Source organism: Luteimonas sp. Soil_N_1 (genome assembly GCF_057656255.1).
Genome location: NZ_JBDGKS010000001.1, coordinates 2,829,639 through 2,847,527, shown reverse-complemented (window position 1 = coordinate 2,847,527; position 17,889 = coordinate 2,829,639). Strand labels below are relative to the sequence as shown.

The 17,889-nt window shown below is 68.3% G+C and carries 19 protein-coding genes and 2 tRNA genes; 20 read left to right on the top strand and 1 reads right to left on the bottom strand.

Going from position 1 to position 17,889, the window contains the following annotated elements:
- Window positions 1–45 precede the first annotated feature (45 nt).
- The 10 genes from AC3A4E_RS13250 (at window position 46) to AC3A4E_RS13205 (ending at window position 7,987) form a co-directional block, all read left to right on the top strand.
- Window positions 46–345 carry a hypothetical protein gene (locus AC3A4E_RS13250; RefSeq protein WP_487631884.1) on the top strand — a complete coding sequence of 100 codons (300 nt, stop codon included), beginning with the start codon at window positions 46–48 and terminating at the stop codon, window positions 343–345.
- A gap of 171 nt (window positions 346–516) precedes the next feature.
- Window positions 517–2,181: a CTP synthase gene (gene pyrG / locus AC3A4E_RS13245; protein ID WP_487632077.1), complete on the top strand. Its 1,665-nt coding sequence runs from the start codon at window positions 517–519 to the stop codon at window positions 2,179–2,181.
- Window positions 2,178–3,011: a 3-deoxy-8-phosphooctulonate synthase gene (kdsA, locus tag AC3A4E_RS13240; RefSeq protein ID WP_487631883.1), complete on the top strand. Its 834-nt coding sequence runs from the start codon at window positions 2,178–2,180 to the stop codon at window positions 3,009–3,011. The genes pyrG and kdsA overlap by 4 nt, the downstream gene beginning before the upstream one ends.
- Window positions 3,012–3,064: 53 nt before the next feature.
- Window positions 3,065–3,505 (top strand): hypothetical protein, encoded by a 441-nt coding sequence (locus AC3A4E_RS13235; protein ID WP_487631882.1) that lies wholly within the window; start codon window positions 3,065–3,067, stop codon window positions 3,503–3,505.
- A 39-nt stretch (window positions 3,506–3,544) separates the two neighbouring features.
- A complete protein-coding gene (gene eno, locus AC3A4E_RS13230; RefSeq protein ID WP_487631881.1) occupies window positions 3,545–4,831 on the top strand; it encodes a phosphopyruvate hydratase in 1,287 nt (428 codons plus the stop codon).
- An 18-nt stretch (window positions 4,832–4,849) separates the two neighbouring features.
- Window positions 4,850–5,206 carry a cell division protein FtsB gene (gene ftsB / locus AC3A4E_RS13225; protein WP_487631880.1) on the top strand — a complete coding sequence of 119 codons (357 nt, stop codon included), beginning with the start codon at window positions 4,850–4,852 and terminating at the stop codon, window positions 5,204–5,206.
- Window positions 5,203–5,889, top strand: a complete 687-nt coding sequence (gene ispD, locus AC3A4E_RS13220; RefSeq protein WP_487631879.1) for a 2-C-methyl-D-erythritol 4-phosphate cytidylyltransferase — start codon at window positions 5,203–5,205, stop codon at window positions 5,887–5,889. Before ftsB ends, ispD begins: the two co-directional genes overlap by 4 nt.
- Before the next feature lie 173 nt (window positions 5,890–6,062).
- Complete coding sequence (gene ispF / locus AC3A4E_RS13215; protein WP_232149873.1) at window positions 6,063–6,560, top strand: 2-C-methyl-D-erythritol 2,4-cyclodiphosphate synthase; 498 nt, start codon at window positions 6,063–6,065, stop codon at window positions 6,558–6,560.
- On the top strand, window positions 6,550–7,668 hold the full coding sequence (gene truD / locus AC3A4E_RS13210; protein ID WP_487631878.1) for a tRNA pseudouridine(13) synthase TruD: 1,119 nt from the start codon (window positions 6,550–6,552) through the stop codon (window positions 7,666–7,668). The genes ispF and truD overlap by 11 nt, the downstream gene beginning before the upstream one ends.
- An 88-nt stretch (window positions 7,669–7,756) precedes the next feature.
- Complete coding sequence (locus AC3A4E_RS13205; protein WP_487631877.1) at window positions 7,757–7,987, top strand: hypothetical protein; 231 nt, start codon at window positions 7,757–7,759, stop codon at window positions 7,985–7,987.
- A 6-nt stretch (window positions 7,988–7,993) separates the two neighbouring features.
- On the opposite strand, the gene AC3A4E_RS13200 is transcribed toward AC3A4E_RS13205, so the two are convergent.
- Complete coding sequence (locus tag AC3A4E_RS13200) at window positions 7,994–8,659, bottom strand: response regulator (protein WP_487631876.1); 666 nt, start codon at window positions 8,657–8,659, stop codon at window positions 7,994–7,996.
- Between the two features lie 169 nt (window positions 8,660–8,828).
- On the opposite strand from AC3A4E_RS13200, the gene AC3A4E_RS13195 reads away from it, so the two are divergent.
- The 10 genes from AC3A4E_RS13195 to AC3A4E_RS13150 all read left to right on the top strand — a co-directional run bounded on the left by AC3A4E_RS13195 (window position 8,829) and on the right by AC3A4E_RS13150 (window position 17,857).
- The gene (locus AC3A4E_RS13195; protein WP_487631875.1) at window positions 8,829–10,673 is read left to right on the top strand and encodes a 3-hydroxybutyrate oligomer hydrolase family protein; all 1,845 of its coding nucleotides are present in this window, start codon (window positions 8,829–8,831) and stop codon (window positions 10,671–10,673) included.
- A 74-nt stretch (window positions 10,674–10,747) separates the two neighbouring features.
- Window positions 10,748–11,389, top strand: coding sequence for a transcriptional repressor LexA (gene lexA / locus AC3A4E_RS13190; protein WP_487631874.1), 642 nt, complete (start codon window positions 10,748–10,750; stop codon window positions 11,387–11,389).
- A gap of 186 nt (window positions 11,390–11,575) precedes the next feature.
- Window positions 11,576–12,607 (top strand): recombinase RecA, encoded by a 1,032-nt coding sequence (recA, locus tag AC3A4E_RS13185; protein ID WP_487632076.1) that lies wholly within the window; start codon window positions 11,576–11,578, stop codon window positions 12,605–12,607.
- Window positions 12,608–12,761: 154 nt separating this feature from the next.
- Complete coding sequence (locus tag AC3A4E_RS13180; RefSeq protein ID WP_487631873.1) at window positions 12,762–13,217, top strand: regulatory protein RecX; 456 nt, start codon at window positions 12,762–12,764, stop codon at window positions 13,215–13,217.
- A gap of 162 nt (window positions 13,218–13,379) precedes the next feature.
- The gene (gene alaS, locus AC3A4E_RS13175; RefSeq protein ID WP_487631872.1) at window positions 13,380–16,025 is read left to right on the top strand and encodes an alanine--tRNA ligase; all 2,646 of its coding nucleotides are present in this window, start codon (window positions 13,380–13,382) and stop codon (window positions 16,023–16,025) included.
- A gap of 158 nt (window positions 16,026–16,183) precedes the next feature.
- Entirely contained in the window at window positions 16,184–16,393 is a 210-nt protein-coding gene (gene csrA / locus AC3A4E_RS13170; RefSeq protein ID WP_487631871.1) for a carbon storage regulator CsrA, read from the top strand.
- 51 nt (window positions 16,394–16,444) lie between these two features.
- Window positions 16,445–16,537, top strand: a tRNA-Ser gene (locus tag AC3A4E_RS13165).
- A 102-nt stretch (window positions 16,538–16,639) separates the two neighbouring features.
- Window positions 16,640–16,716 (top strand) — tRNA-Arg (locus AC3A4E_RS13160).
- 268 nt (window positions 16,717–16,984) lie between these two features.
- Window positions 16,985–17,359, top strand: a complete 375-nt coding sequence (locus AC3A4E_RS13155; protein ID WP_487631870.1) for a hypothetical protein — start codon at window positions 16,985–16,987, stop codon at window positions 17,357–17,359.
- Window positions 17,360–17,467: 108 nt separating this feature from the next.
- A complete protein-coding gene (locus tag AC3A4E_RS13150; protein ID WP_487631869.1) occupies window positions 17,468–17,857 on the top strand; it encodes a hypothetical protein in 390 nt (129 codons plus the stop codon).
- Window positions 17,858–17,889 lie beyond the last annotated feature (32 nt).

Sequence of the window (17,889 nt, the reverse complement as noted above, 5' to 3'; positions counted from 1 at the left end):
GACGCAACGCTGCTCCACCTTTCGAATTCAAATCCGGAGAGTCCAATGAAGACCCGCAACGTGCTGTTCGCCGCCATCGTCGCCACCGCCTTCGCTGCCCCCGCGTTCGCCCAGGATGCCTCCATCGAGCAGCAGGCCCGCGACGCCCAGTTCGCCGCGCAGCAGGCCGAGCAGGCTGCCCAGACCGCCGAGGCTTCGGCGCAGGCTGCCGAAACCGCCGCCACCGAAGCCGATTACGCGACCGACGCGGTGAACGAGGCCTACGACGCGCAGGCCGACGCCGCCGTCCAGACCGCCGAAGAGCCGGTGCCGCAGGTCGAGGAAGAAGAGGAAGATCCGGCCTGATCCACGCGCCCGGCATCACCAAGGAACGCCCCGGTCATCCGGGGCGTTCTGCTGTACGGGCGGGCATCGATGTGCCGATCTGTTGCGCAGGACCGGGCGCCGTTGCGCCACAGCCTGTAGAATGGGGCTTTCCAGCGACCTGCTGTGCCCATGACGCCTCCTTCCAGTTCCATCACTCCGCTCGTGTTCGTGACCGGCGGCGTGGTCTCTTCCCTCGGGAAGGGCATCGCGGCCGCCTCGCTGGCGGCCATTCTCGAAGCCCGCGGCCTGCGGGTGACGATGATGAAGCTCGATCCCTACATCAACGTCGACCCCGGCACGATGAGCCCGTTCCAGCACGGCGAGGTCTACGTGACCGATGACGGCGCTGAAACCGACCTCGATCTCGGCCACTATGAGCGCTTCATCAATGTGCGCCTGTCGGGCAAGAACTCGATCACGACCGGCAAGATCTACGAGAGCGTGATCCGCAAGGAACGCCGCGGCGATTACCTCGGCGCGACCGTGCAGGTCATCCCGCACATCACCGACGCGATCAAGCGCGCCATCGACGAGGCCACGCAGGGCTATGACGTGGCCCTGGTCGAGATCGGCGGCACGGTGGGCGACATCGAGTCATTGCCGTTCCTCGAGGCCATCCGCCAGATCCGCACCGACCGCGGCAGCGACAAGGCCGTCTTCATGCATCTGACCCTGGTGCCGTACATCGCGGCCGCCGGCGAGCTGAAGACCAAGCCCACGCAGCACTCGGTCAAGGAACTGCGCTCGATCGGCATCCAGCCCGACATCCTGCTGTGCCGCAGCGAGCAGCCGCTGCCCGACGGCGAGCGCCGCAAGATCGCCTCGTTCACCAACGTGTCGGAGAAGGCGGTGATCTCGGCCGTCGATCTCGACAACATCCACAAGATCCCGATGTGGCTGCACGCGCAGGGTCTGGACGAGATCGTCGTCGAGCGCCTGCGTCTGGGCGACAAGGCCAAGCCGACCGCGGATCTTTCCGAGTGGATCGACGTGGTCAATGCGGTCGAGCATCCGGTCGACGAGGTCGTGATCGGCGTGGTCGGCAAGTACGTCGACCACAAGGATGCCTACAAGTCGGTCGGCGAAGCGCTCAAGCATGGCGGCGTGCGCCAGCGCACCCGCGTCAGCCTGAAGTGGATCGAATCGCAGGACATCGAGCGCGACGGCGCCGCCGCGTGGCTCGGTGATGTCGACGGCGTGCTGGTGCCGGGCGGCTTCGGCGACCGCGGCTTCGAAGGCAAGGTTCTCGCCTCGCAGTACTCGCGCGAAACCGGACTGCCGTATTTCGGCATCTGCTACGGCATGCAGGCCGCCGTCGTCGACGTGGCGCGCAACGTTGCCGGTCTCGAAGGCGCCAACAGCACCGAGAACGACAAGCAGTCGCCGCATCCGGTGATCGGCCTGATCACCGAATGGCGCACGCAGTCGGGCGATGTCGAGCGCCGCAGCGAAGACAGCGATCTGGGCGGCACGATGCGTCTGGGTCTGCAGGAACAGCGCCTCAAGCCCGGCACGAAGTCGCGCGAGGTCTACGGCCAGGATGTCGTCGGCGAGCGCCATCGCCACCGCTACGAGTTCAACAACCGCTACCGCACCCAGCTCGAGGACGCCGGCCTGGTGATCGCCGCCAAGTCGATGGACGACCTGCTGGTGGAGATGGTCGAACTGCCGCAGCATCCGTGGTTCATCGCCTGCCAGGCGCATCCCGAATTCCTGTCCACGCCGCGCGGCGGCCATCCGCTGTTCATCGGCTTCGTGCGCGCCTCGCGCGAACATAAAGCCGGCGGCGCGCTGCTCAAGGAGGCACACGCATGAAGCTCTGTGGATTCGAGGTCGGTCTCGACCAGCCTTTCTTCCTGATTGCCGGTCCCTGCGTCATCGAGTCCGAGCAGCTGCAGCTCGACGTCGCCGGCCAGTTGAAGGAGATCACCTCCGATCTCGGCATCAACTTCATCTTCAAGTCGAGCTTCGACAAGGCCAACCGCACCTCCGGCAGCAGCTTCCGCGGCCCGGGGATGGAAGAAGGCCTGCGCGTGCTGGCGGAAGTGAAGCGCCAGCTCGGCGTGCCGGTGCTGACCGACGTGCACGAATACACGCCGATGGACGAGGTGGCCTCGGTCGTCGATGTGCTGCAGACGCCGGCCTTTCTTGTGCGCCAGACCGATTTCATCAAGAAGGTCTGCGCCGCCGGCAAACCGGTCAACATCAAGAAGGGCCAGTTCCTGTCGCCGTGGGACATGAAGCCGGTCGTCGAGAAGGCGAAGTCCACCGGCAACGACCAGATCATGGTCTGCGAGCGCGGCGCGAGCTTCGGCTACAACAACCTCGTCAGCGACATGCGGTCGCTGGCGGTGATGCGCGAGACCAATTGCCCGGTCGTGTTCGACGCCACCCACTCGGTGCAGCTGCCGGGCGGGCAGGGCAATTCCAGCGGCGGCCAGCGCGAGTTCGTGCCGGTGCTGGCGCGCGCGGCAATTGCCGTCGGCGTGGCGGGCGTCTTCATGGAAACGCACCCCAAGCCGGAAGAAGCGCTCAGCGACGGCCCGAATGCGTGGCCGCTGGGCCGCATGCGCGCGCTGCTGGAAACGATGCTGGAACTCGACGCCGTCACCAAGCGTGCCGGCTTTGCGGAAGCCGACCTCTGACCGGCTGGTGGCCCTGGCTGATCGCATTGCTGTCGTGCGCGGCAGCGGTCGCCTTGGCCGTGCGCAGCGCCCGCAAGATCGCGGAGTCCGCCGTGCCGGTCGCGCGCGACGAGCCGTTGCTGCACGCGGCGCGTGCGCGCGCCCAGGCGTCGATCGATGACCTGCGTCCGCATGTCGGTTCGCCGCTGCAGGTCGGGGTGAAGATCCCGCTGCGCAACGCGGCCGACGAGATCGAACACGTCTGGGGCACGCCGGAATCGCTCGACGCCGCATCGGTGACCCTGCGCATCGTCACGCCCTTCGTCGATGGCGCCCTGCCGGCCGAACCGGTGACCGTCGCGGTCGCCGAGATCGAGGACTGGCAGGTGTTCCTCGACGACGGCCGTATCCTCGGCGGCTTCGGCACCCGTGCGCAGATGGCCGTGGCCCGCCGCGACGGCCACCCGATCCCAGAACACGTCCTGGCCCAGGAAGCGCGCTTCGTCGACGCCTGAGCACTCCCATTTTCCCCGAACGAGACTTTCGACCCGACCATGACCGCCATTGCCAAGATCCACGCCCGCGAGATCCTCGACTCCCGCGGCAATCCGACCCTCGAGGCCGAAGTGACGCTGGAAGACGGCAGCTTCGGCCGTGCGATGGTGCCGTCCGGCGCCTCGACCGGCGCCCGTGAGGCGGTGGAACTGCGCGATGGCGACAAGACGCGCTATCTCGGCAAGGGCGTGCAGAAGGCCGTCGGCAACGTCAACGGCGCGATTGCCGAAGCGCTGAAGGGCTTCGACGCCGCCGACCAGGCGGGCCTCGACAAGCGTCTGATCGATCTCGACGGCACCGAAAACAAGGGCCGCCTGGGCGCGAACGCGCTGCTGGGTGTCTCGATGGCGAACGCGCATGCGCTGGCGGCGTCTAAGAAGATTCCGCTGTGGAAGCTGCTCGGCGGCGACCGCGCGCCGGTGCTGCCGGTGCCGATGATGAACATCATCAACGGCGGCGCGCATGCCGACAACAACGTCGATTTCCAGGAGTTCATGGTGCTGCCGGTCGGCTTTTCGAGCTTCTCCGAGTCGCTGCGCGCAGGTACCGAAATCTTCCACGCGCTCAAGTCCGTGCTCAAGAGCCACGGTCTGAGCACGGCGGTCGGCGACGAAGGCGGCTTCGCGCCGGACTTCCGCAGCAACGTCGAAGCGCTCGACACGATCCTCGAGGCGATCGGCAAGGCCGGTTACGCCGCGGGCGACGATGTGCTGCTGGGTCTGGACGTCGCCTCCAGCGAGTTCCACGACAACGGCAAGTACCACCTGGTCGGTGAGAACAAGCGCCTGAGCGGCGAGCAGTTCGTCGACTTCCTCGCCGACTGGGCCGCGCAGTACCCGATCGTCACGATCGAGGACGGCATGGCCGAGGACGACTGGACGGGCTGGAAGCAGCTTACCGACCGCATCGGCGACAAGGTGCAGCTGGTCGGTGACGATCTGTTCGTCACCAACCCGAAGATCTTCAAGGAAGGCATCGATTCGAAGACCGCGAACGCGATCCTGATCAAGGTCAACCAGATCGGCACGCTGACCGAGACGCTCGAAGCCATCGCGATGGCGGATGCGGCCGGTTATGCCGCTGTCGTGTCGCACCGTTCGGGCGAGACCGAGGACACGACGATCGCCGACATCGCGGTCGCCACCACGGCCACGCAGATCAAGACCGGTTCGCTGTGCCGCAGCGACCGTGTCGCCAAGTACAACCAGCTGCTGCGCATCGAAGAGGCCCTGGGCAGTGCTGCCCGGTACGCCGGCCGCGATGCGTTCGTGTCGCTGAAGCGCTGATTCCACAGGACATCGTCGATGCGCGCCTTGCTCGTCGTGATGCTGGTGCTCGCCACGCTGCTGGCCTGGCTGCAGTACCGGCTGTGGTTCGGCGTGGGCGGGACCGAGCAGGTCGAGGAACTGCGCGGTCGTGTCGAGACGCAGGCGCGCCAGAACGAAGGTCTGGAACAACGCAACGCCGCACTCGCGGCCGAAGTCGCCGATCTCAAATCCGGTGAGGCGGCGATCGAGGAACGCGCGCGTGGCGAGCTGGGCATGATCAAGCCGGGCGAGACCTTCTACCGCGTCGTCGACGATGCACGCATCGCGCCGCTGCCGGCCGAGCACGCGCTCGATCCGGACGCGCAGCGCCGCGCGCAGGATCAGACGCCGTGAGCACCTGGGTGATCGTGCCGGCCGCCGGTCGCGGCAGCCGGTTCGGTGGCGAGGTCCCGAAACAGTTTCTCGAAGCCGGTGGGCGCAGCGTTCTGGCGCACACGCTCGACGCGCTCGCTGGGCATTCCGGCATCGGCGGCATCGTGCTGGTGCTTGGTGCCGACGATGCACCGCTGCTGCCCGAAGCCATGCTGCACGGCAAGCCGCTGGTCCGCGCACAGGGCGGCGACACACGTGCGGCATCGGTGCTCGCCGGTCTGCACGCATTGCCCGAATCGGTCCGCCCCGACGACTTCGTGCTGGTGCACGACGCCGCGCGCCCCAACCTGCACGCCGACGATCTCGACGCGCTGCTCGAACGCGGGCGCATGGATCCGGTCGGCGCGATCCTTGCCGCACCCGTGCGCGACACCCTCAAGCGGGCAGGTGACGACGGCGGCATCGACGGTACCGAACCCCGCGAACGCTTGTGGCGCGCGCTGACCCCGCAGCTGTTCCGCCGCCTGCAACTGGGCCGCGCACTGGAAGCTGCCGACGCCGACGGCATCGCCGTCACCGACGAAGCCATGGCCATGGAACGTCAGGGCGCCAGACCGCTGCTGGTCGAAGGCCGCGAGGACAACTTCAAGATCACCACGCCGGCCGATTTCGCGCGCTTCGAGTTCGAGTTGTCGCGCAGATAGTGACGCCCGTCGAACCTGTCGCCTTGCCCTTCGGGTGAGGCTTGGACGGGTGCAGGTCGCGTAGTGCCCGCGCGATCCGGCATCGCGCACGCGTTTCCGCTTCCGGCTTCAGGCCTTGCCCGCGCGCCGATCCATGGCAAGCTGCCGTCCCGTTTTCCTGCAGGCTCCGCCCCATGACCGCCACGCCTGATTTCCGTATCGGCCAGGGCTTCGATGTCCACGCCTTCGGCGACGGCGACCACGTCATGGTCGGCGGCGTCCGCATCCCGTTCGAGCGCGGCGTGCTCGCGCACAGCGATGGCGATGTCGCGCTGCATGCGCTGTGCGATGCGATGCTCGGGGCGCTCGCGCTCGGCGATATCGGCGTGCATTTCCCGCCGTCCGACGACCGCTGGAAGGGCGCCGACAGCCGGGCGCTGCTGCGGCATTGCAACGTGCTGCTGGCCGAGCGCGGCTGGCGCGTCGGCAATGCCGACGTCACCGTGATCTGCGAACGGCCGAAGATCGGCCCGCATGCGTCGGCGATGCGCGCGGCGATCGCCGACGACCTCGGCATCGCGCTCGACTGCATTTCGGTCAAGGCGACGACCAGCGAACAGCTCGGCTTCACCGGCCGCGGCGAAGGCATCGCCGCGCAGGCGGTGTGCCTGCTGGTGCGCGATGTCGGCTGAGCCGGACGGGAGCGCCGAGATCGCGGCCGGTACGCCGACCGCGCATGGCGCGCCGGTGCTGTCGGCGACGATCCGCCAGCATCCGTCGGATTTCCGCGTCGACGAGATCGACGGCTTCGAGGCCAGCGGCGCGGGCGAGCACCTGCTGCTGACGATCGAGAAGACCGGCATGAACACCGCATTCGTCGCGCGACTGCTCGCGCAGTGGGCGGACGTCGACGGCCGCGCGGTCGGCTACGCGGGCCTGAAGGATCGACACGCACTGACGACGCAGCGTTTCACCGTGCAGCTGCCGGGCCGCGACGCACCTGATATCGCCGCGCTCGAAGCCATGGCCACCGGTCATGGCCAGTCGCTGCGCGTGCTGGCGCAGGCGCGGCACGCGCGCAAGCTGCCGCGCGGCGCGCTGGCGGGCAACCGTTTCGTGCTGACGCTGCGCGATGTGGTCAGTGATGTCGCGGCGATCGAGGCGCGCCTGCAGACGATCGCCACGCGCGGCGTGCCGAACTATTTCGGCGAGCAACGCTTCGGCCACGACGGCGGCAACATCGACAAGGCGCTGCGCATGTTCGCCGCGCCACGTCGGCGCATGGACCGGGATCAGCGCGCGATGCTGTTGTCGGCCGCGCGCTCGGCGCTGTTCAACCGCGTGCTCGCGGCGCGCGTCGACGCCGGCGACTGGGACACCGGCCTCGATGGCGAGGTGTGGATGCTTGACGGCAGCCGCAGCGTGTTCGGGCCCGAGCCGGCCAGCGCCGAGCTCGACGCACGCGTCGCTGCGCAGGACATCCATCCCACCGCGCCGCTGTGGGGCCGCGGCGCGCTGCGCAGCACCGGCGAAGCACTCGCACGCGAAACCGCGGCGCTCGAAGATCCGCAGGCGCTCGCGCTGCGTGAGGGGCTGGAAACCGCCGGCCTGTCGCAGGAACGTCGCGCGACGCGCCTGCAACCGGGCGAGCTGCAGTGGACCTGGCAGGCAACGGACCGGCTGCAGGTGTCGTTCGTATTGCCGGCGGGCTGTTACGCGACCTCGGTGCTCGCCGAACTCGGCACGATCGGCAACGCTGCCGCCCGTCGGTCCGCACCGGATGCGCCGACCGGCGGTTGATCGGCGTACGCGAGGCGGGTGTATAGCGCATGGGCAGGTGCGTAACGGCGGCGCGCCTGCGCCGAGCCAGTCGCCGCGGAGTCCGACCATGCCGTCTTTCCTCCGAACCACCCTCGTCCTGTCGGCCTGCGCGCTGGCGGCCTGCGCCAGCAGCGCGCCCCGTCTGGCGGATGCGCCACCCAGCGTCATCCGGATGCAGTCAGCGGATCCGCTGCGGATCACGACCGACGACGACTATGTCGCGCGGGTCAACCGCGAGGCGCAGCGCCGCGGTCTGCAGGTGCAGTGGATCAATCCGCCGTTGCGGCGGACCAACTGATCGCGTTCAACCGGTGACGCGCAGCGCGGGATCGCTGATTTCCAGGCCGCGCAGGATCACGCCCGCGTGGGTGCGGTTGCGCGCGCCGAGCTTCTCGAAGATCGCTGACATGTGCGCCTTGATCGTGCGTTCCTGCACGTCGAGGCGATCGGCGATCTGCTTGTTGAGCAGGCCCTCGGCGACCAGACGCAGCACCCGGAACTGCTGCGGCGTCAGGCTCGCGAGGCGCGCGGCGAGATCCATGTCGGCCGGCGCCGACTGCGCGCGCGCGACCGCGCCGCGCAACGCGGGCGGCAACCACTGCTCGCAATCGAGCACCGCGCGGATGGCTTCGCGCAGTTCGTCGAGGCCGGCGCTCTTGGGGATGTAGCCGGCGACGCCGTGATCGAGCGCGCGGCGCACGACCAGCGGATCCTCGTTCGCCGACACCAGCACCACCGCCACTGCCGGGAACTGCGCGCGGATCGCGGCCAGTCCTGCCAGCCCGTGGTTGCCCGGCATGTGCAGATCCAGCAGCACGAGGTCGATGTCGTCCTCGTTCTCCAGTGCTTCGAGCACGCCGTCGAGCGTCTCGGCCTCGCGCGTGGTGACGTCGGGCGCCGCGTCGGCTGCCGCGCCACGCAGGGCGGCGCGGAACAGCGGGTGGTCGTCGGCGATCAGCAGCTTGGGCATTCGGGGGCCGGGATCAAGGGTTCGGAATCGGGAGTCGGCGCGGTGGGAGCCAACGCTGGCGTCGAATACCGCGTCCGGATCCGATCGCCACACTAGCAAGCCCTGACCAGCCGCGCGGCTGGTACCAAAGTACGATGGCCGCCGGCGAACGCGCTGCTACGGTGCCTGCATGACCAAGACCCGCATGCTCCGGCCGCTGTGCCTCGCCACCCTTGCGCTCTCGCTCGCCGCCTGTGCCGGCAGTGCGACGCGCAGCGATCCTGCCTCGATGCGCGGAGACGACGCCACGATGTTCAGCGCCCAGCGCACCAGCCTCCACCGGGGCGACGACGATCTGCTGACAGCCGGCCTCGGTCTCGCCGGCCTGCAGGCGATGACGCCGCCGACCTTCGCTGACCCCGAACATCCACTTGCCGCCGAAGCACGCCGGCGTGCGCTGTGGGCGAACTGGCGCGGCATCGCCGACCTCGCACCGGGCGGCGGCTACGGCACGCTCTACGGCAGTCTGGCCAGTGTCCCCGGCCGCGAATTCCACGCGCTGGCGACGGTACCCGGCGCCTCGCAGCCGCACCGCGTGCTGGTGCAGGTGCCCGACGGCTTCGACCGCACACGCCGCTGCATCGTGGTCACGGCGTCGTCCGGCTCGCGCGGCATCTACGGCGCGATCGCGGTCGCCGGCGCCTGGGGTCTGCCGAAGGGTTGCGCCGTCGCCTACACCGACAAGGGCGCAGGCACCGACTACTTCGACGCCGATGTGGGCATCGGCATCGCGGCCGACGGCACGCCGTCCGCCGATCGCACGCAGGCCGTCTTCGCGCCGGATGGTGCGGGGCAGGGCGTTGCGTTCAAGCATGCGCATTCCGGCGACAACCCCGAGGCCGACTGGGGCCGCCACGTGCGCCAGGCTGCCGAGTTCGCGCTGCAGGCGCTGGGCGAGGCGTATCCCGACGACGCGCCGTTCCACTTCGACAGCACCCGCGTCATCGCGGTCGGCATCTCCAATGGCGGCGGCGCGGTGCTGCGCGCGGCCGAACTCGAAGGCGACTGGCTCGATGCCGTAGTCGCCGGTGAGCCCAGCATCCACGTCGATGCACCGGGCGCGCGTTCGCTCTACGACTACACCACCGAAGCTGCGCTGCTGATGCCGTGCGCGCTGCTCGCCTTCGACAACCTGCCGCAGCCACCTTTGACCGCACAGGTCGCACCGCTATGGACCGCGCGCTGCGCCTCGCTGCGCGCGGCCGGTCTGGTCGAAGGCAACGACCCTGCGGCGCAGTCGCGGTCTGCGTTGGAGATTCTGCGCACGCATGGCTGGACCGATGGCGCGCTGCGCGCGGGTTCCCTGTCGGCCGGCTTCGATCTGTGGCGCGCGATCGCCGCGACCTATGCATCCGCGTATGGCCGCTTCGATGCAGACGCGCATCCTTGCGGTTATCGCTACGCGGCGCAGGGCCCGGATGGCAGTCCGCGTCCGTCGACCGCGACTGAGCGTGCGTCCTGGTGGAGCGACGGCAGCGGCATTCCGCCGGGCGCCGGCGTTGGCCTCGTCGACACACGCATGGAGGGCGCGGATCCGCTGCTGCCAGGCCTGCAGTGCCTGCGCGCGCTCAACGATGGCGACGATGCGGCCGCGAAACGCGTCCAGGCCGGCATCGCCGAGACGCAGGTCGGCCTGCCACGCGCGGGCCTGCCGGTGGTCGTGGTCCATGGCACCGACGACGGGCTGATCCCGATGGCCTTCACCAGCACGCCCTACGTCGGCTGGGCACAAGCGGCCGGGCGGGACGTGCGCCTGTGGCAGGTCGCCAACGCGCAGCACTTCGATGGATTCCTCGGCCTCCCGGACTACGCCGCGCGCTATGTGCCGCTGCTGCCGTATGTGTACGCCGCGCTCGACCGTGTCGACGCACACCTGGACGGCAAGGGCGCGTTGCCGGCGGATGCCTCGATTCAGACCACACCGCGCGGCGCAGGCAAGGCTCTCGACGCCACCCACCTCGCAATGCCCCGCTGACAGACTGACGTCCAACGCGGTTTCCCTCACGCCAAGCTTGCAGCCTCCATGCGTTAGTAGTAATACTACTCACCATGGACCTGACCCAGACCCAGCACGCAATTCTCGAGATGATCGGCGAGCGCATCGCGGCCGAAGGCATGCCGCCTTCGCAGACCGAGATCGCCCGCGCATTCGGCTTCAGCGGCGTCCGCGCCGCGCAGTACCACCTCGATGCGCTGGAAGCCGCCGGTGCCATCGAGCGGGTGCCGGGCCGGGCACGCGGCATCCGCGTGCTGGTCCCGGTGCAGCACGCGCAGCACGCGCTGGCCCTGGGCGCGACGCCAAGCGACGCGCTCCGCCTGCCGGTGCTCGGGCAGGTCGCCGCCGGCGCACCGATCGGTGCCGACATCGGCTCCGACGATTACCTCGTCCTCGACCGCGTGCTGTTCTCGCCGTCGCCCGACTACCTGCTCAAGGTCAAGGGCGACTCGATGCGCGACGAAGGCATCTTCGAAGGCGACCTGATCGGAGTGCACCGCACCCGCGATGCGCGCTCGGGCCAGATCGTCGTCGCCCGCGTCGATGATGCGATCACGGTCAAGCTGTTGAAGATCGGCAAGGACCGCATCCGTCTGATGCCACGCAACCCCGATTACGCACCGATCGAGGTGCTGCCCGACCAGGACTTCGCGATCGAAGGCCTGTATTGCGGGCTGGTCAGGCCGAACCGTTGAGCGACTTGCCGCTCCGGCGCATGGCATGCGCGGTGTTCCCCGACGGGCATCCGCGTCGCGCGCCGCTGACCGGCACGCATCTACCCACTTAATTTTGCTTCCTCTCCGCAGCGTCGCAGCCTGTGCGACCTGCGATTGCGAGGATGCCTCCACCAGACCGGAACACGAATGACGAGGACCACCACGATGGACGAGAACAAGAAGCGCGCGCTCTCCGCAGCCCTGAGCCAGATCGAGAAGCAGTTCGGCAAAGGCTCGGTGATCCGTATGGGCGACCGCGTGTCGGAAGTGGTCCCGGTGATCCCGACCGGTTCGCTGCAGCTCGATCTCGCACTCGGCATCGGCGGCCTGCCGCGCGGCCGCGTCATCGAGGTCTACGGTCCGGAATCGTCCGGCAAGACCACGCTGACCCTGCAGACGATCGCGCAGTGCCAGAAGCTCGGCGGCGTCGCGGCGTTCATCGATGCCGAGCACGCGCTCGATCCGACGTACGCCGCGAAGCTCGGCGTCAACGTCGAAGATCTGCTGGTCTCGCAGCCCGACACCGGTGAGCAGGCGCTCGAGATCGCCGACATGCTGGTGCGCTCGAACTCGGTCGACATGGTCGTCATCGACTCCGTCGCCGCGCTGACCCCGCGCGCCGAAATCGAAGGCGAGATGGGCGACCAGCTGCCGGGCCTGCAGGCCCGTCTGATGAGCCAGGCGCTGCGCAAGCTGACCGGCAACATCAAGCGCAGCAACTGCATGGTGTTCTTCATCAACCAGCTGCGCATGAAGATCGGCATCATGATGCCGGGCCAGAGCCCCGAGACCACGACCGGCGGCAACGCGCTGAAGTTCTACGCCTCGGTCCGCCTCGACATCCGCCGCATCGGCGCGATCAAGAAGGGCGACGAGATCATCGGCAACCAGACCCGCATCAAGGTCGTCAAGAACAAGATGGCGCCGCCCTTCAAGCAGGTCATCACCGAAATCCTCTACGGCGAAGGCATCAGCCGCGAGGGCGAGCTGATCGACATGGGTGTCGAGGCGAAGCTGATCGAGAAGGCGGGCGCCTGGTACAGCGCGGGTGACGAGCGGATCGGGCAGGGCAAGGAAAACGCCCGCCAGTATCTCAAGGACAACCCGGAAGTGGCCGCGCGCATCGAGGCGGGCATCCGCGAGAAGCTGCTGCCGGCGGTCGTTGCGGTGGACGGTGAGCAAGAAGACGCTGACTGAGATGGCTGCGGGCGGCGCTGCCGCGGAGAGTGATGTGGACCTGCCTGCTGGCGGGTCCGCATACAGCGCAGTCGATGAGGCCTGGGGTGTGACGTCCGGCATTGCGCCTGATCCCGAGGCGCCACCCGGCGGGCGGAAGAAGAAGCGCCCACAGATGACGCCCGCACAGCGGGCGTTGTCGTTGCTGGTCCGGCGCGAACATTCCCGACCGGAACTGCTGCGCAAGCTTGCCGCGCGCGGCATCGAGGCCGAAGCGGCTGCAGCAGCGGTCGATGCGATGACCGATGCGGGCTGGCAGGACGACGGCCGGTTCGCGGCCAGCCTGGCCCGCAGCCGGGCGGCCGGCGGCTACGGTCCGCTGCGGATCGAGGCCGAGCTCTCCACCCACCGGCTCGATGCGGCTGTTGTCGCCGGCGCGTTCGACGCACTGGCCGAAGACGGCGAGAACGACTGGCCGCAGCGGGCACGCAGCCTGCTGGAGCGCAGATACGACACCCGTGCATTCGCGGACGATCCGGCGCTGCGGCGCAAGGCCGTGGATTTCCTGTTGCGCAGGGGGTTCGATGGCGAGACCGCCTACGGCGCGGTCCGGGCGTTGCGGGAGGGCTGAGGTGCGGCAGAAGCACGCGGCCCGGGCGCGCGTGGCCCCCGGAGGGCCTGCTACCCTTTGCGGCTGTGGGCACGGCTCCGGACCGGCACCTGTCGAGATGACGGCGCGCGCGGCTGCCGGGGATGCCCTTACCCCCTCCAGTACGTCCGTCACGCCAGGCCCATGACCACGCAGACCCCCACCAGCACCGCCCAGATCCGCAGCGACTTCCTCGAGTTCTTCAAGGGCAAGGGCCACACCATCGTGCCCTCGGCACCGCTGGTGCCCGGCAACGATCCCACGCTGCTGTTCACCAACTCCGGCATGGTGCAGTTCAAGGACGTGTTCCTGGGCGCCGAGAAGCGCAGTTACGTGCGCGCGGCCGACGTCCAGCGCTGCCTGCGCGCGGGCGGCAAGCACAACGATCTCGACGTCGTCGGCTACACCGCGCGTCACCACACCTTCTTCGAGATGCTCGGCAACTGGTCGTTCGGCGACTACTTCAAGAAGGACGCCATCGCCTGGGCGTGGGAACTGCTCACCCAGGTCTGGAAGCTGCCGGCCGAACGCCTGCTGGTCACCGTCTACCAGACCGACGACGAGGCCTACGCGCTGTGGCGCGACATGGTCGGCATTCCGGAAGAGCGCATCGTCCGCATCGGCGACAACAAGGGCGCGCCCTTCGCCTCCGACAACTTCTGGCAGATGGCCGACACCGGTCCCTGCGGGCCGTGCACCGAGATCTTCTACGACCATGGTCCTGCGCATTTTGGCGGCCCGCCGGGCTCACCCGATGAAGACGGCGACCGCTTCATCGAGATCTGGAACCTGGTCTTCATGCAGTTCGACAAGCAGTCCGACGGCACCTTGGTGCCGTTGCCTGCACCGTGCGTCGATACCGGCATGGGCCTGGAGCGCCTCGCCGCGATCCTGCAGGGCGTGCACAGCAACTACGAGATCGACCTGTTCCAGGCGTTGATCCGCAAGGCCGGCGAACTCACCGGCACGCAGGATCTGGAGAACAAGTCGCTGCGCGTGATCGCCGATCACATCCGCGCCTGCAGCTTCCTGATCGTCGACGGCGTGCTGCCGTCCAACGAAGGCCGCGGTTACGTGCTGCGCCGGATCATCCGCCGCGCACTTCGCCATGGCTGGATGCTCGGCGTGCGCCGGCCGTTCTTCAGCGCGATGGTCGGCACGCTCGATGACGTCATGGGCGATGCGTATCCGGAGCTGCGCGAGAAGCGCGATCTGGTCGAACGCGCGCTCAAGGCCGAAGAAGAACGCTTCGCCGAGACGCTCGACGCCGGCATGCGGATCTTCGACGACGTGGCCTCGCGCAGCAACGGTGCGATTCTGGGCGAGGACGCGTTTCGCCTCTTCGATACCTACGGCTTCCCGCTCGACCTCACCCAAGACATCGCACGCGAGCGCGGTCTCGAGGTCGACCTGCCCGGCTTCGACGCCGCCATGCAGCGCCAGCGCGAGACCGCGCGCGCGGCCGGCAAGTTCACTTCGAGCGCCGGCCTGTCGGCCGATCTCGTCGCCCAGCTGTCGCCGACCGTCTTCGTCGGCGACGACCAGGACGAGGCCGATGGTCTTCAGATTCTCGCGCTGCTGGTGGGCGGGCGTCCGGTCGAGGCCGCATCGGCCGGCGACGAGGTCGTCGTGATCCTTGATCGCACGCCGTTCTACGGCGAGTCCGGCGGCCAGGTCGGCGATACCGGCGTGCTCGAAGCCGACGGTGTGCGTTTCGAAGTCGACGACACGCAGAAGTTCGCGGGCCAGTTCCACGGCCACGTCGGCCGTCTGGTGTCGGGCACGCTGCAGCGCGGTGGTCAGGTGCGTGGCGCGATCGATGCCGCACGTCGCGGCACCATCGTGCTCAACCACAGCGCGACGCATCTGCTGCACGGCGCGCTGCGCGATCTGCTCGGCACGCACGTCGCGCAGAAGGGCTCGCTGGTCGCGCCCGAGCGTCTGCGTTTCGACTTCTCGCACTTCCAGCCGGTGACGGCCGAGGAACTCGCCGAGATCGAACGCCGCGTCAACGTCGAAGTGCGCGCCAACCATCCGGTGAGCATCGAGCAGATGGACATGCAATCCGCGCTCGACTCCGGCGCGATGGCGCTGTTCGGCGAGAAGTACGGCGAGCGCGTGCGCGTGGTGACGATGGGCGAATCGGTCGAGCTGTGCGGCGGTACGCATGTCGATCGCACCGGCCGCATCGGTCTGTTCAAGCTCGTGTCCGAAGGCGGTGTGTCGTCGGGCGTGCGCCGTGTCGAAGCACTGACCGGTCAGGCCGCGCTCGATCACGTGCGCAGCGACGAAGAACGTATGCGTCAGGCGGCCGGTCTGCTCGGCGGCACCGCCGGCGAAGTGGGCGAGCGACTGCGCGCGCTGCTCGATCGTCAGAAGCAGCTGGAGCGCGAACTCGAATCGCTCAAGGCCAAGGCCGCCAGTGGCGCGACCGCGGACCTGGGCGCGTCGGCTGTCGACGTGCAGGGCATCAAGATCGTGGCCGCGCGCATCGAGGGACTCGATGCCAAGGCGCTGCGTGATGCGGTCGACCGCCTCAAGCAGCAGCTCGGCGATGTCGTCGTCCTGCTGGCGGGCACGAGTGACGGCAAGGCTGCGCTGGTGGCCGGCGTCGGTGGTGCGGCCGCCGGGCGTGTCAAAGCCGGTGAACTGCTGTCCCACGTGGCCGCCAAAGCGGGCGGCAAGGGCGGCGGGCGGCCGGATCTCGCGCAGGGTGGTGGCGAGGACGGGCCGGCACTGCTGGCAGCCCTGGGCGAGGTCCCGGATTGGGTCGCCGGTCGGCTCGGCTAAGCGGACGCTAAACGGCGTTGCGCGGCGGTTGACCGACCGCGCAGCAGAGGACATGCTTCACGCCCTAGATTGGTCTGTAATCGGTTTCCAACGTCGAGAACGGTCCGAATGCAGCCCCCGCCGTCGCGTCGATGACGCGGCGAGCCCAGGAGATTTCTATGTTGATTCTGACCCGCCGCGTCGGCGAGACGTTGATGATTGGTGATTCGGTCTCGGTGACCGTGCTCGGCGTCAAGGGGAACCAGGTGCGGATCGGTATCACCGCGCCCAAGGATGTCGCGGTACACCGCGAAGAGATCTACCAGCGCATCCACCGCGAAGGCGGTGATGCGATGGATGTGCAAGAAGATTTGCCGCAGACGCGCTGAATCGTTATCCTTCGCACCGCGTTCGGCGCTTCGCGTCGAACGTCTTGCTTCGGAGAGTTGCCCGAGTGGCTGAAGGGGCTCCCCTGCTAAGGGAGTATGGGGCTTAAAACTCCATCGAGGGTTCGAATCCCTCACTCTCCGCCACTGCTTGAATTCGATCTGATTTCCCCGGAAATCGAAGAAAAAAATTCCTGATAGTGGTTGACGAAGCAAACGTTTTGCTAGAAAATTCCGCTTCTGTTCAAGGCGCCCGTAGCTCAGTTGGATAGAGCACCAGGCTACGAACTTGGGGGTCGGAGGTTCGAATCCTTCCGGGCGCACCAGAACAACGAAGAGGCCAGCGAGCGATCGCTGGCTTTTTTGTTGCCTGCGGTTTTTTTCCGCGGCAGGTATGCGATCGATGCACCCGTCTCGCCGTTGTGGATCTGTCTTGCCGCGGAGCGTGTGCATGCAGGAGATCGCCCGGTCGTCGATGCGTGATCGAGGTGCGGCCGGGACAGTCGATGACGGGGCTGCTGCCGGCAGTGATGCATCCGGATTCACATGCGCGTCGATAGACTCGCCGCCACTCACACGTTCCGGATGTCTCCGATGATCCAGCGCATCGCTTCCATCTTTATCGTCGCCCTGCTGGCGGCCTGCAGTGCGCCCGCCGAGCGCAGCACCGATGCGGTCACGCCTGTCGGCGGGCCCGACAAGGCGACCGTCACCAATGAAGCCGACTGCCAGCGTGTGGGAGGGCAGTGGACCCAGCTCGGCCGTGCGCCGGTCAAGCAGTGCCTGCGCCAGACCACCGACGCCGGCAAGGCCTGCACCGATTCGGAGCAGTGCGAAGGCCAGTGCCTCGCAGCCGAGGGCAGCGTCGACGGCACGTCGGTCGGCGGCAGCTGCAGTGTCGACACCAACCCGTTCGGCTGCCAGCAGCGTGTGCGCGCTGGCGTCGCGTCGACGATCTGCGTCGACTGAACGCCACGCGGTGCCCGGCGTGATGCCCGGCGATGACCGCGGCAACTTCATGGGGCCTGCATAGGGCGGGGCATAGGGTCGACGTTCACCCGCGCCCCTGGAGGCGTCATGATCCGTCCCATCTTCAAGCTTGGTGTGCCGATGCTGCTCGCGCTCGCATCGGCGCCCGTTTTCGCCCAGCAGCTCCAGCAACCGGTGACGCCCGCGCGTCCGGCGACGCAACCGGCAGCGGTGCCGGTCACGCCTGCCGTGCCGGCGACGCCTTCGCAGCGTGGTCTGCCGCCGGGGACGATTCCCTCGACGGGCCCGGCCCCGCAGATGCGGCCCGAGCCTGCCGCACCTGCCCAGGAGCTGTTCGCGCCGCGCACGATGCCGACGCAGGTCCGCGATGCGCAGGGTCGCATCGTGCCGGGTGCGCAGGAAACGATGCCCGGTCGCGCACGCGACCCGGTGACCGGTCGGGAGTTCCAGATCACGCCACCGCCGCGTCCACTCTGACCCGTCCGGTCGACCTGTCAGCGCGCCGCCGA